The sequence below is a fragment of the Pseudomonas sp. S2_H01 genome (genome assembly GCF_054668305.1).
On sequence record NZ_CP162756.1, the window covers coordinates 5233611 to 5246381 of the forward strand.

Below are 12771 nucleotides of genomic sequence, written 5' to 3' on the forward strand. Positions count from 1 at the left end.
TCTGAAGAGCGTTCGTCATGTTGAAATTTTCTGCTCACGAATACCCCTATCCGTCGCAACGCCAGAGCGTGTTCGCTCGCCGCGGCATGGTGGCCGCGTCGCAACCGCTGGCGGCACAAGCGGGTATTGAAGTCATGCAAAAGGGCGGCAATGCGATCGACGCCGCCATTGCCACAGCGGCCGCGTTGACCGTGGTCGAACCGACGGGTTGCGGGATTGGCGGCGACGCCTTCGCGCTGGTCTGGTGCAAGGGCCTGCTCCACGGACTGAACGCCAACGGCCATGCGCCGGCGGCATTGAGTATCGAGGCTGTGAAGGCGGCCGGGCATGAACAGATGCCGATGTACGGCTGGACACCGGTGACGGTGCCTGGTTGTCCGTCGGCCTGGGCAGAGCTGTCTCGACGCTTTGGCAAACTGCCGTTTGCCGAGCTCCTCCAGCCAGCGATCAGCCTGGCCCGCGACGGGTTTCCGGTGTCCCCGGTGGTTGCTCATCAATGGCAAATCGCGTTCGACGAGTTCAGTGCTCATCGCGATCCGGTGATGGACAGCTGGTTCCAGACCTTCCTCATCGACGGGCGCGCGCCGAAAGCCGGGGAGCTGTTCCGCAATCCGGCCCAGGCGAAGACCCTGGAAGAACTGGCCGCCACCGAGTGCGAAAGCCTGTATCGCGGGGCGTTGGCACAACGACTCGACGCCCATGCCCGCGCAACCGGCGGCTATTTGAGGGCGCAAGACCTGGCGGGTTTTCGTGCGCAGTGGGTCGACCCGATCAGCATCCGTTATCGCGGCTACGACGTCTGGGAGATCCCGCCCAGCGGCCAGGGTCTGGTGGCCCTGATGACCTTGAAGATACTCGAGGGCTTTACGTTCGATCATCGCGACAGTCAGCTGACCTGGCATCGGCAGCTGGAGGCCATGAAGCTGGCCTACAGCGACGGCCTGCACCACATCACCGATCCCGATCACATGCGCGTGGCAGTGGCTGATCTGTTGAGCGACCGCTACAGCGACCAGCGCAGGGCATTGATCGGCGATCAGGCGCAAGCACCCCAACCTGGTGACCCGCAGGCCAGCGGCACGGTGTATCTGGCGACGGCCGATGCCGAGGGCAACATGGTGTCGTTCATTCAAAGCAACTACCACGGCTTCGGTTCTGGGGTAGTACTGCCGGACAGCGGCCTCGCGTTGCAGAATCGCGGGCAGGAATTCAGCCTTGATCCAGGCCATGCCAACTGCCTGGCACCGGGCAAAAAGACCTTCCACACGATCATTCCCGGCTTCCTGACCAAGGACGATCAGGCGGTCGGTCCGTTTGGTGTCATGGGCGGTTACATGCAGCCCCAGGGGCATGTGCAGATGGTGATGAACCTGGTGGACTTCGACCTCAACCCGCAGGCGGCGCTGGACGCACCGCGCTGGCAGTGGCTGGGCGGCATGAAAATTGGCATCGAGCAGGGCGCGTCGAAGGCTCTGGCGGCAGGGCTGGCCCGGCGAGGGCACGACATCAGCATCACCTACGATTCCACCGATTACGGTCGTGGGCAGATCATCGTGCGCGATCCCGTCAGCGGCGTGTTGTGCGGAGGGACCGAGCCGAGGGCGGATTCGACGATTGCGGTGTGGTGAACGCCGCTGATGAATCACCCTCCTGAAGACGTGGTGCGCCCCCGCTGAAGAAGACCGATTTTAATTTTCCGAAAAGAGCTGTAATACAATACGATTGCTTCTGGCGGGGCCGATCATGAGGATCGGTCGCCAGAGTCGATCCGGCGTCTTCTTCCTCGAGAAGGGTGGCAGCCATGAAATTCATAGGTCTTCGGGAATACAGCATGAAAGTACAACGCCAGGCGTCGTCTTTGCGGCATCAAGTGCAGGATGCACTGCGCAATGAAATCATCTCGGGTCGTTTCAAACCCGGTGATCGACTGGTGGAGCAGCAGCTGTACACCGCGCTGGACGTCAGCCGCACCTCGCTGCGTGAGGCGTTGCGGCAGCTTGAGGCCGAAGGGCTTGTGGAGCAGGTGCCACATCGCGGTGCTTACGTCGCGTCGGTGGATGCTAACGATGCGGTACAGATTTACGACGTGCGCGGCGCCCTGGAAGTATTGGCAGTGCGCAATTTTGTCCGCCATGCCAGTGATGAAGACGTTCGCGAACTGGCTGAAGTGTTCGATGAGTTCGTCGAACAATCCCACACCGCGACCCTCGACGGTGCGGCATTGCTGGACATCAAACGACGTTTCTACCATGTGCTGCTGGACATCGAGCAGAGCCGGGTGGTCGGCGGCATGCTGGAGCAGTTGAACAACCGCGTGAGCCTGCTCCGCGCACTGTCGTTGGGCCGGGAAGGGCGGATGCCGCACACCCTGGCCGAGCTTCAGGAAATCGTGCGCAACATTCAGTTGCGGGACGAAGAAGGCGCCTGTGCGGCGGCGTTGTTGCACGTCGAGAACGCGTCGAAGAACGTGCTGCAAATGCTGGCGGTGGATGCGGGGCATTCAGTGCAGTAACCGGCGCTTCTGACCCGCGTATCTATTGATTTCGTCCGCCGATTAAGTGACTGAAGGTTCGGCGTCAGACCGAACCCAGGCACCCTCGCCATTGAGACTGTCGGATGGGCACAGTCACAGCCAGGTTTAACGCAACGCCGAATAAGCCGTCGGCGCCAGGAACTGGTTCTCGATCCGCTCCACGATAATCGCCTGTGCTTCACTCGCCGCACGTTTGGCGATCCATTCGGGATCGCTCTGAAACGCATTCCACTTCGTTTCGCGCTCGGCCAGGTTTTCCCATTGCAACAGGTAGGTCAGCGACTGGTTGGTTGGCCCGGTCAGGTTGGTCCAGAAACCGATCTGTTTGATCCCGTACTTCTCGAAGAACCCCAAGGTGGCGCTGGTAAAACGCTCGTGCAAGGCAGGCAGACGCCCTGGTGCACAGTGATAGGTGCGCAATTCGACAATCATTCGTTCTACTCCTCAAAGGTGCCGCTGGTAGGAAACTGTAAACTAGCCTATTGACCGACTGTATGACAATCCTATAGTTTTGTCGCAACGGTTGGCGTGGGTCACCGCTTCAGAACACTGCGTGACATCGCCTCGACCCGATTGAAAAGAACATAAAAATCAAAGGGCACGAACATGACGCAACCGCAACGAATCGGTTTCATCGGATTGGGCATGATGGGCACGCCGATGACGGCCTGCCTGGCCAAGGCCGGGTTTGAGCTATTGCTTGCGGACGCGGATACCGCACGGCTGCGCGATGTGCAGGCTGCCCTGAATGCCTCCGCGCTCACCCCTGAAAACGCCAATACCCTCGATGTTTTGATCACCATGCTGCCCAACTCGGCCATCGTCGAGAACGTGCTGCTGGCCGACGGTGGCTGGGCGGCGTACTTGAAGGCCGGTTCAGTGGTGATCGACATGAGCTCTTCGGAGCCGGCACGCTCTCGCGAACTGGGTCAGACGCTCAAAACCCTGAACCTTGAATACCTCGACGCCCCGGTTTCCGGTGGGGTCAAACGTGCCGTTGATGGCAGCCTGGCCATTCTCGTCGGTGGTGACGAAACGGTCATGCGACGCTGCCGATCACTGCTGGACGCCATGGGCAAGAATATCCTGCACATTGGCGACGCCGGTGCCGGTCACGCGGCCAAGGCACTGAACAACTTCGTCTCTGCCGCCGGGCTTATGGCGACCGTCGAAGCGTTGCACGTGGCCAAGCGTTTTGGTATCGAGCCGGCCGTCATGGTCGATGTGCTCAACGCGTCCAGCGGCGGCACCAACACCTCGTTGAACAAGGCCAAACAATTCATGCTCAGCGGCACGTTCGGCTCCGGGTTTTCCATGCAGCTGATGAACAAAGACCTGAAGATTGCCAAAGGCCTGTCCGATGCGCTGGATTACCCGCTGACCTTCGGCCAAAGCGCAATCGCGGTGTGGAACGAGGTGGCGCAGGAGGCAACGCCCACCACGGATCACACCGAGATGTACCGCATGCTGGCGAAGGAAGGCGAGCGAGGAGGCGAGTAAATGTCCCGTGCAGCCTGCTTTTATATAGACGGCCGCTGGGTCGAGCCGGCATCGCCGACCTGGTTCGACGTCATTGACCCGGCCACCGAGGCCGTGGTCGAGCGCCTGGCGCTGGGGGACGCCCGCGACGTGGATCGTGCGGTGGCTGCCGCGCGCAAGGCGCTGCCAGGATTCGCGCAGACCAGCGTGGCCGACCGCATTGCATTGCTCAAACGCATCGTTTCGATCTATGAGCGCCGTCAGGAGGCGTTCGCTCAGGCGATGCGTCTGGAAATGGGCGCGCCGATAACCTTTTCCAGAACATTCCAGGTGCCGCGCGGCTGGCTGCACTTGAACCAGTTGATCGACGTGCTGCAGCACTTTGCGTTTGAAGAAGCGCAAGGCAGCACATTGATACGCCACGAACCGGTCGGTGTCTGTGGTCTGATCACCCCATGGAACTGGCCGATCAATCAGATCGTCGTCAAGGTCGGCCCGGCGCTGGCCGCTGGCTGCACCATGGTGCTCAAACCCAGTGAATATTCACCGCTGAGCAGCCTGCTGTTCGCTGAAGTGCTGGACGAAGCGGGCGTTCCGGCCGGGGTCTTCAACCTGGTCAATGGCGACGGCCCCGGTGTGGGTGCAGCACTGTCGTCACACCCCGACATCGACATGCTCTCGTTCACCGGTTCGACTCGCGCAGGCGTCCTTGTGGCCAAGTCGGCGGCAGACACCGTCAAGCGCGTGGCGCAGGAACTCGGTGGCAAGTCGGCGAATATTCTGCTCGATGACGTCAATCTTCAGGATGCCGTGACCCGTGGCGTCGCGGCGTGCTTCACCAACAGCGGTCAGTCGTGCTCGATTCCAACCCGCATGCTGATCCCGCGTTCGCTTATGGATCAGGCCATTCTGATCGCCAGGGTCGCGGCCGAGGGCTACCACGTGGGCGCCACGGGGGATGAGAGCACCCACCTCGGTCCGCTGGTCAATCGCGCCCAGTTTCGCCGGGTGCAAGCGATGATTCAGAACGGCATCGACGAAGGGGCGCAGTTGGTTACCGGCGGTGTTGGTCTGCCAGACGGTATCCAGAAAGGCTATTACGTGAAACCCACCGTGTTTGCCTACGTCAGGCCGCACATGAGCATCGCTCAGGAGGAGATCTTCGGTCCGGTCCTGTCGATGATTCCCTATGACTCGGAAGCCGAGGCGATTGCCATCGCCAACGGCACCCACTACGGATTGGCCGCCTATGTGCAATCGTCCGACCAGCAGCGTGCCCGCCAGGTTGCGCGTCAATTGCAGGCCGGCAGCGTGCACCTGAATTATCCGCCCGCCGATTTCGCAGCGCCGTTCGGCGGCGTGAAGCGCTCCGGCAACGGCCGCGAGTGGGGCGAGTACGGTCTTCGCGAGTACCTGGAAGTGAAGTCACTGGTGGGCTACGGGACCTGATTCAATGCACTGAGCGCTGCAGTAGCACGCACAGGAACACCTCAAAAAAATTTACCTGTTTTAACTGTATGACAATCAGTCGATCGTACGAACAAGGTGGGAATAATGGATAACAACGAACGTTTCAATCAGGGCTTCAACAATCGCAAGGAAGTACTGGGCGACCGCCACGTCGAGAAATCGTGGGAAGCGGCCGACGACTTCAACCGGCCGATGCAGAAACTCGTCACCGAGTACTGCTGGGGTGAAATCTGGGGCGACCCGACATTGCCGTTCAAGACCCGCAGCATCATCAACATCGCCATGCTCACGGCCATGAGTCAGCACCATGAACTTGGCATTCATGTGCGCGGCGCACTGCGCAATGGGGTGACGCAGGAGGAGATTCGCGCGGTGCTGATGCAGGCAGCGATTTATTGCGGCGCGCCGCTGGGCCTTGCGGCGTTTCGCGTGGCCTCCGAAGCGATCAAGGCTTATGAAGCCGAAACCTCGGCACGCTGAACCCTGACACCACGACCCCCTGCTTGCGTCCGACAATAACTATAAGGAAACGTCATGAGCACCTACGCCCCAGCCAGCTCGGTGGCTGAAACCGATCAGTCGATCGAGAAGAAAAGAAGGAACGCCATCAAGGGCGCATTCTTTTCCGAATACATCGACATGTTCGACATTTACTTGCCGGTAGTGGTGTTGTCCCCGGTGCTGTTTTTCTTTCAGCCCGCTCAGTTGTCGCCAGGCATGGCCGCGATTCTCGCCTCATTGGTGTTTATCACCACGTTGCTGGGTCGTCCGATTGGTGCATTGCTGTTCGGCATGATCGCCGACAAGACCGGACGGCGCATGGCGTCGATTTATTCAGTGTCCGGCTTTGGCGTGGTCACGTTGTTGATCGCGTTGCTGCCCGGTTACGAGACCATCGGCATTGCGTCTTACTGGGCCTTGGTGCTGCTGCGTTTTGTCGACGGGATTTTCCTCGGCGGTGGTTACACCGGTGCGATGCCGCTGGCCATCGAGTATTCCAAAAAGCATCAGCGCGGTTTTGTCGGCGGTCTGATCATTGCCGGGTTCCCGTTGGCGTATGTGAGCATCAATCTGGTGGCAATGTTGATGTTCATCCTGTTTCCGCTCGATGGCCCCGGCTCGCCTTATGTGCAATGGGGGTGGCGGATTCCGTTCGTGATCGGCGCGGTGCTGGCTGGCGTGCTGGCGCTGTATTACGTGTACGCGGTGTCGGAATCGGAGATATGGGAGAGCGAAGCCGGGAACACACCCCGTGAAAAACTGCCGCTGACCGATCTGCTTAAAGGCAAGAGCGGACGCAACCTGCTGCAGGTACTGCTGATGATGACCGGTTTCTGGCTGACCCAGAACGTCATTACCATCTTCCTGCCCACCGGCCTGCTCAGAAACATCCTGCACTTGTCAGGGATGGAGGTGACGGGCACGTTGCTGATCGCTTACTCGGTGCTGTTTTTCAGTTACATCGGCTCGGGAATGATCGGACAGAAGATCGGACGCCGCCGTTTCTTCATCATCCTGGGGCCGGTCATCGCCACCGTCGGTGCCGCCATCATGTACGTGCTCGCCAACGTCCAGGGCCTTTCGCTGCCGGTGATCATGACGCTCGTCTGCGTGCTGTCGGTGCTGGTGACCGCACCCTGGGGCGTGATCGTGACCTACATCAACGAGCGTTTTGTGACCGATGTACGCGCCACTGGATTCGGTGTCGGGTTCAGTCTGTCGGTGATCATCCCATCGTTCTACGCCTTCTATATGGCCTGGCTGGGCGAGTTCATGCCGTTTTCCGTCACGCCTGCCGTGTTGCTGGTGGTCGGCGGTGTGATTGCAACCATCGGCGCCTACATGGGGCCGGAAACCAAAGACGTGGATTTCTAAGGCTCACTACAACGTGAGCGCTTGAGGAGAGCTGTCGTGGACAACAAGACATTGGGTTTCATCGGTCTGGGGAACATGGGCGGGCGCATGACGCGCTGCCTGGTGAATGCCGGTCTGAATGTGCTCGGTTATGACACTGACGCCCGGCGAATAGAAGCGGCGGGGGCACAGGTGGCGTCCTCTGTCGCCGACGTCGCGGTCGAGGCCGGCGTGGTGTTGCTGTCATTGCCGGACAGCAAGGTGGTCGAGGCGGTCGTCGAAGGTCCGCAAGGGCTGCTCGCTCACTGTCGCCAAGGCCAGATCGTCGTCGACCTGAGCACCGCAGCGGCCAGTTCGACCTTGCGCTTACACGGTCTGTTTGCCGAGCGCGGTGCGCAGTACATCGATGCCGGGATTTCCGGCGGTGCGGCAGCGGCCGAAAAGGGCGCATTGACGCTGATGGTCGGTGGCGATGCCGCCACCGTCGATGCGCTGGCCTGGGTGTTCAAGCCCATCGCCAGCAAGGTCTTTGTGATGGGGGAAAGCGGTGCCGGGCACACGACCAAATTGCTGAATAACTTCCTGAATGCGGTGAGCCTCGCCGCGACGGCGGAGGTGATGGTCGCAGGCAAAAAGGCCGGGCTGGACCTGCATCAATTGCTCGATGTCCTCAACAGCAGCAGCGGGGTGAACTTCGCCACGCTCAACCGATTCCCGCACATCGTCGATGGCAACTACCTGGAGGGTGGACTGACCGGCAAGTTGATGAGCAAGGATGTGTTGCTGTACCTGGACCGCGTTCGTGAATTGGGTGTCGCTTCGCTCAATGCGTCCGGGCCGTTGGCCAGTTTTGGCCTGCAGGTAGCGCTGGGTTATGGCGACCTGATCAGCAATCGCGTGGTGGATGCCATTGGCGACATGTCCGGTGGGGTGCGCCTGCACGAATCGCGTCAAGCAATGAACACAGGAGAGAACGCATGAAGGTTTTTCACGGCAGCATCGAAGGCGCCGTTTCAGAGCAACGTTCCAGCACCTTTACTGGCGTGGTCTGGGCAGACCCGGTGATGCCCGCAACCGATGGGGTGACGATCAATAACGTGTCGTTCAATCCCGGTGCGCGCACCTATTGGCATTACCACGAACAGGGGCAGGTGCTGTATGTCACCGCCGGCAGCGGCTGGATTTGCCTGGAAGGCAGTGAGCCGCAGGCGATACGCCAGGGCGACACGGTCTGGATCGGTCCGCACGAACGGCACTGGCATGGCGCCAACACCAAAAATTTCATGGTTCACACGGCGACCTCCATCGGCAAGACCGTTTGGCAGGAAGCGGTGGCGGACACGGACTACCTGCGTTCGGGGGATTGAAAAATCCCGGATCTGACGGAGGAGGCCTGTGAGAACACCTTCATTCGCGATTGGCCATCAGGATCGACGCGTCGGTATCGCCTGCTGGGTTTTTCGCGAATGAATGTGCGCCCTCAGTGGGCCCGCATGCCTTGGATAGCGCTTGTTTCGGTTAGGGGAAAGTACGCATGAACCTCACAGAAAAACAACAAAAGGCCAGAGATGCCTTCGCCCGCAGTGGCGGGACATGGAACCTGGCGTGGGACAGCCTGCTCAGGCTCGATCCCGGCTTCGTCGAGGCCTACGCCGGTTTCGCTGCCGTGCCGTGGCAGAAGAATCACCTGCCCGGCAAGGTCAAGGCGTTCATTGCCATCGCTGCCGACGCAGCGGCCACGCACTTGTACCGGCCTGGCATCCAGGAGCATCTGCGTGTCGCCGTCCAGCATGGCGCCACCCGCGAAGAGCTGACCGAAGTGCTTGAGCTGATCAGCACCGTGGGCATACACGCGTCCAATGTCGGCGTGCCGGTGTTGCTTGAGGTGCTGGAGGAAGAGGGCATGCGTGAAGGTCCCGAGCCTTTCGATGCCCGTCGAGAAGCGCTTAAGTCCCGTTTCATCGATAACCGCGGTTACTGGCATTCGTCGTGGGAAGGGCTGCTTGAACTGGACCCGGAACTGTTCGAGGCGTACGTCGAGTTTTCATCGGTGCCTTGGCGTTCGGGGGTGCTGGAGCCCAAGGTCAAGGAACTGATGTATTGCGCATTCGATGCAGCGGCCACGCACCTGTACGTACCGGGCCTCAAGTTGCACATGCGCAATGCCTTGCGCTATGGCGCGACCAGGGAAGAAATCATGGAAATGCTGGAGATCGTCAGTGTCATCGGCATCCATGGCGCGCTGGAAGCGGCGCCCATGCTCGAACAGGCGCTGGGGGAACCGAACCACCGCTCAACCTGATGACACACACGTGCAACGTGAAGGCGCCACCACGACCGGGCGTGTAGCAACGCTTTGATGACCACTCATAAAAATAACAACGAGGCACGCACATGAATACAACATCCAGCATCGGCGCACGCCTGGATCGTTTGCCGTTATCGGGGTTTCACTACCGGCTGCTCGGCTTGATCGCAGCTGGCATGTTCTTCGACTCGTTCGACATTTACATCGCCGGATCAGTGCTCGCGGCATTGATCAACAGCCATGAATCGACCCTGGCACTGAACGCCACCTTCGTGTCGGTCACCTTCATCGGCATGATGGCCGGCGCCTGGTTGTCCGGGGTCTTGGGCGATCGTTTCGGACGTCGCTTTACCTACCAGTTCAACCTCGGTATCTATGGTTTCGCCTCGATTGCAGCAGCGCTGGCGCCCTCGATGTACTGGTTGATTTTCTTCCGTCTGGTCATGGGCGTTGGCATGGGGGCGGAGATCGTCGTGGGCTACGGCACTCTCAGTGAATTCATTCCTGCCGACTGGCGCGGCCGCTTTGGCACTGTCCTCAATCTGATCATCAACACGTCGCTGTTTCTGGCGGCGTTTCTGGGCTGGCTGATCATCCCGCATTTCGGCTGGCGCTGGATGTTTGCGATTGCCGGCGTGGGCGCCCTGGTCGTGTGGTTTCTTCGTAAGTCGATGCCGGAATCGCCCCGCTGGCTGGCCTCTCAGGGACGCGCGGCAGAGGCGGAAAAGATCGTCGCCACCATCGAGACCCGCTGCGGTGTCAGCCCAAACAGCTACGTGGCTCAGGAACCGTTGGCAGAAACCACGGCAACCCCTGCGCGCATTCGCGACTTGTTCTCCCGCCGACTGCTTAAGCGCACGATCACCGGCATCACGGTACTGGTCGGGTTGTTCACGGTGAACTATGCCTTTGTCAGCTGGATCCCGACCTTTCTCGTGCAACAGGGCCACAGCGTATCGAACTCTCTGGGCCTGACCACCCTGATGTTTGCGGGCGGCCCGTTGGGTTCGTTGATCGCGTTTGCGCTTGCCGAGCGGTTGGGCCGCAAGTGGGGCATCGTGCTGTTTTCGCTGGTCGGCATCGGCTTTGGCGTGAGCTATCCCTTTGCCCAGTCCGAGATAGCAATCATCGCGGCCGGTTTCGCAATTACCTGCTGCATTTACGTGCTGTCCTCGCTGAGCGTCGCCAGCTACGTACCGGAGCTGTTCCCGACGGAGCTGCGCTTGCGCGGTGCGGGGCTGTGCAACGCCATCGGGCGAGGCGTCAATATTCTCGTGCCATACGCGATCGCAGCGGTGTTTGCCCGGTTCGGCATTGTCGGCGTGATTTCGCTGATTGCCGGGACGTTGCTGCTGCAGGCGGTGATCGTGGCGACGATCGGGCCGGAAACGAAAAACCGTTCGCTGGAAGACATTGCCGACGTGCCGCTGCCCGTCGAACGCGCCCCGCAAAACGTCAACATCTGAATCTGCCTGGATTTTATCTGGAGTTGTTTTATGGACACGCCATCAAAGAGCACGCAATCGAGCCCAAGCAAACCCGACTGGATCGATCCAGAGATCATTATCGTGCGCTACGGCACTCGGCAGACCACCAAAAGCGAGTGTTATTACAACTTCCGTGCGTACCGCGAGCCCGACGCGGAAATCACCATGGACTACTTTTTCTGGATCTTCCGCAACGCCGGGCAGACTATCGTCATCGACACCGGGTTCAGCCCGGAAGCGGCCACTGCACGGCGCCGACAGCCCGTGGTTGCGCCGGCCGACGCGCTCGCGCGGTTGGGCATTGATCCGCTGGAGGTCAAGCTGCTGGTATTGACCCACGCGCACTACGACCACGCCGGCAATCTGGGGCTGTACCCCAACGCCAGCATCGTCATGTCGCGGTGCGAGTTCGAGTTTTGGGGCACCGACATGGGCAAGCGGCCGCAGTATGCCCATCACATCGATCCGCTGGACATCGAGCGGATTCAAGCCTTGCACCGTGAAGGCCGTATCACTTTGCTGGATGGGCCTCGCAACACGTTGATCCCCGGCATCGAATTGCACGAACTCGGCGGGCATACGCCGGGGCAGTTGGCGGTGGTGGTGGAGATGCCGGGAGGGCCGGTGATTCTGGCATCGGACGCCATTCACTATTACGAAGAGCTTGAGCAGGACAGGCCGTTCGCCGTTCTCGACAGCCTGGCTGACATGTATCAGGGCTACGTGCAGATTCGCGAGTGGTTGCAACGTCCCGGTGCTGTAGCCGTACCGGGGCACGACCCGGATGTCATGAATCGCTTCGCGCCGGTTGATCCCGGCGATCCCTCGTTTGCGGTGCGCATCGATTCACGAGGGGCAGGCGTATGAAGGGGCGTGTCGCGCTGGTGACAGGGTCTTCAGACGGACTGGGTCTGGCGATGGGCAAGGGCCTCGCAGCAGCGGGGTTCGACGTGGTTCTGCACGGATTGGCGAACCCTGACGGGATGCGTCAGACGTGCGATGAATTGATGCGTGCCCATGATGTGGGGGTCCGCTACGTCAGGGCCGATGTCGCCCACCCCCATGAAATCGAGTCGCTCATCGATGCCGCAGGCCGGGTGGACGTGTTGATCAACAACGCGGTGGTCCGGCACTTTGCGCCGCTGGAGGCATTTCCTCTGGAGCGCTGGGATCAGGCGCTGGCGGTGAACCTGACAGCGGCGTTTCGTGCTACCCAGTTAGTGTTGCCAGGCATGCGCGAGCGGCAATGGGGGCGCATCTTCAATCTGTCTTCAGCCTACGGCTCGCGCGCTATTGCCAACCGCATTGATTACGTCACCACCAAGACTGCGCTGCTGGGCCTGACCCGGGCCGTGGCAGTGGAAACCCAGGGCCAGGGCATCACCTGCAACGCGGTGTGTCCGGGGTCGGTGCTGACACCGAATATCGAAGGCCGTTTGAATGCCTTGATGGCGGAGAAACAGCTGGACAGGCAAACCGCCACCCGTGAATTTCTTAACGGCAAGCAGGCCACCGGGCGTTTTGTCGAGGCGAGCCACGTCGCCGATCTGATCGTGTACCTGTGCAGCGATTCCGCCGCATCAATCACCGGTGCGACCCTGCCGGTGGACGATGGATGGATGGCGGGGTAAGTGCGTGTC

At 60.5% G+C, this 12771-nt stretch carries 13 protein-coding genes; 12 read left to right on the forward strand and 1 reads right to left on the reverse strand.

Features of this window, described 5'->3' with window-relative positions; genetic code table 11:
- Positions 1-17 precede the first annotated feature (17 nt).
- On the forward strand, positions 18-1628 hold the full coding sequence (locus AB4N84_RS23300) for a gamma-glutamyltransferase family protein (protein ID WP_460043369.1): 1611 nt from the start codon (positions 18-20) through the stop codon (positions 1626-1628).
- Positions 1629-1831: 203 nt separating this feature from the next.
- On the forward strand, positions 1832-2512 hold the full coding sequence (locus AB4N84_RS23305; RefSeq protein ID WP_460043371.1) for a GntR family transcriptional regulator: 681 nt from the start codon (positions 1832-1834) through the stop codon (positions 2510-2512).
- Positions 2513-2638: 126 nt separating this feature from the next.
- Here AB4N84_RS23305 and AB4N84_RS23310 read toward each other — a convergent pair whose 3' ends face one another.
- Positions 2639-2965: an NIPSNAP family protein gene (locus tag AB4N84_RS23310; protein ID WP_460043373.1), complete on the reverse strand. Its 327-nt coding sequence runs from the start codon at positions 2963-2965 to the stop codon at positions 2639-2641.
- A 174-nt stretch (positions 2966-3139) separates the two neighbouring features.
- Between AB4N84_RS23310 and AB4N84_RS23315 the strand changes: the two genes are divergently transcribed.
- From AB4N84_RS23315 to AB4N84_RS23360, 10 genes are all read left to right on the forward strand, one after another.
- The gene (locus AB4N84_RS23315; protein WP_460043374.1) at positions 3140-4033 is read left to right on the forward strand and encodes an NAD(P)-dependent oxidoreductase; all 894 of its coding nucleotides are present in this window, start codon (positions 3140-3142) and stop codon (positions 4031-4033) included.
- Positions 4034-5461: an aldehyde dehydrogenase family protein gene (locus AB4N84_RS23320; RefSeq protein ID WP_460043375.1), complete on the forward strand. Its 1428-nt coding sequence runs from the start codon at positions 4034-4036 to the stop codon at positions 5459-5461.
- 105 nt (positions 5462-5566) lie between these two features.
- The gene (locus tag AB4N84_RS23325; protein ID WP_074749959.1) at positions 5567-5962 is read left to right on the forward strand and encodes a carboxymuconolactone decarboxylase family protein; all 396 of its coding nucleotides are present in this window, start codon (positions 5567-5569) and stop codon (positions 5960-5962) included.
- A gap of 54 nt (positions 5963-6016) precedes the next feature.
- The gene (locus AB4N84_RS23330; protein ID WP_460043376.1) at positions 6017-7357 is read left to right on the forward strand and encodes an MFS transporter; all 1341 of its coding nucleotides are present in this window, start codon (positions 6017-6019) and stop codon (positions 7355-7357) included.
- A gap of 36 nt (positions 7358-7393) precedes the next feature.
- Positions 7394-8317, forward strand: a complete 924-nt coding sequence (locus AB4N84_RS23335) for an NAD(P)-dependent oxidoreductase (RefSeq protein ID WP_460043377.1) — start codon at positions 7394-7396, stop codon at positions 8315-8317.
- Entirely contained in the window at positions 8314-8703 is a 390-nt protein-coding gene (locus AB4N84_RS23340) for a cupin domain-containing protein (RefSeq protein ID WP_460043378.1), read from the forward strand. The genes AB4N84_RS23335 and AB4N84_RS23340 overlap by 4 nt, the downstream gene beginning before the upstream one ends.
- A 167-nt stretch (positions 8704-8870) precedes the next feature.
- Positions 8871-9638, forward strand: coding sequence for a carboxymuconolactone decarboxylase family protein (locus tag AB4N84_RS23345; RefSeq protein ID WP_460043379.1), 768 nt, complete (start codon positions 8871-8873; stop codon positions 9636-9638).
- A gap of 92 nt (positions 9639-9730) precedes the next feature.
- The gene (locus AB4N84_RS23350; protein ID WP_460043380.1) at positions 9731-11110 is read left to right on the forward strand and encodes an MFS transporter; all 1380 of its coding nucleotides are present in this window, start codon (positions 9731-9733) and stop codon (positions 11108-11110) included.
- 30 nt (positions 11111-11140) lie between these two features.
- Complete coding sequence (locus AB4N84_RS23355; protein ID WP_460043382.1) at positions 11141-11998, forward strand: N-acyl homoserine lactonase family protein; 858 nt, start codon at positions 11141-11143, stop codon at positions 11996-11998.
- Complete coding sequence (locus AB4N84_RS23360) at positions 11995-12762, forward strand: SDR family NAD(P)-dependent oxidoreductase (RefSeq protein ID WP_460043383.1); 768 nt, start codon at positions 11995-11997, stop codon at positions 12760-12762. Before AB4N84_RS23355 ends, AB4N84_RS23360 begins: the two co-directional genes overlap by 4 nt.
- The last annotated feature ends 9 nt before the right edge of the window (positions 12763-12771 follow it).

Excerpts from the sequence above, each read along its gene's own strand:
- AB4N84_RS23300 (WP_460043369.1), top strand. The coding sequence starts at position 18 with ATGTTGAAATTTTCTGCTCACGAATACCCCTATCCGTCGCAACGCCAG.
- AB4N84_RS23305 (WP_460043371.1), top strand. The coding sequence starts at position 1,832 with ATGAAAGTACAACGCCAGGCGTCGTCTTTGCGGCATCAAGTGCAGGAT.
- AB4N84_RS23310 (WP_460043373.1), bottom strand. The coding sequence starts at position 2,965 with ATGATTGTCGAATTGCGCACCTATCACTGTGCACCAGGGCGTCTGCCT.
- AB4N84_RS23315 (WP_460043374.1), top strand. The coding sequence starts at position 3,140 with ATGACGCAACCGCAACGAATCGGTTTCATCGGATTGGGCATGATGGGC.
- AB4N84_RS23320 (WP_460043375.1), top strand. The coding sequence starts at position 4,034 with ATGTCCCGTGCAGCCTGCTTTTATATAGACGGCCGCTGGGTCGAGCCG.
- AB4N84_RS23325 (WP_074749959.1), top strand. The coding sequence starts at position 5,567 with ATGGATAACAACGAACGTTTCAATCAGGGCTTCAACAATCGCAAGGAA.
- AB4N84_RS23330 (WP_460043376.1), top strand. The coding sequence starts at position 6,017 with ATGAGCACCTACGCCCCAGCCAGCTCGGTGGCTGAAACCGATCAGTCG.
- AB4N84_RS23340 (WP_460043378.1), top strand. The coding sequence starts at position 8,314 with ATGAAGGTTTTTCACGGCAGCATCGAAGGCGCCGTTTCAGAGCAACGT.
- AB4N84_RS23345 (WP_460043379.1), top strand. The coding sequence starts at position 8,871 with ATGAACCTCACAGAAAAACAACAAAAGGCCAGAGATGCCTTCGCCCGC.
- AB4N84_RS23350 (WP_460043380.1), top strand. The coding sequence starts at position 9,731 with ATGAATACAACATCCAGCATCGGCGCACGCCTGGATCGTTTGCCGTTA.
- AB4N84_RS23355 (WP_460043382.1), top strand. The coding sequence starts at position 11,141 with ATGGACACGCCATCAAAGAGCACGCAATCGAGCCCAAGCAAACCCGAC.
- AB4N84_RS23360 (WP_460043383.1), top strand. The coding sequence starts at position 11,995 with ATGAAGGGGCGTGTCGCGCTGGTGACAGGGTCTTCAGACGGACTGGGT.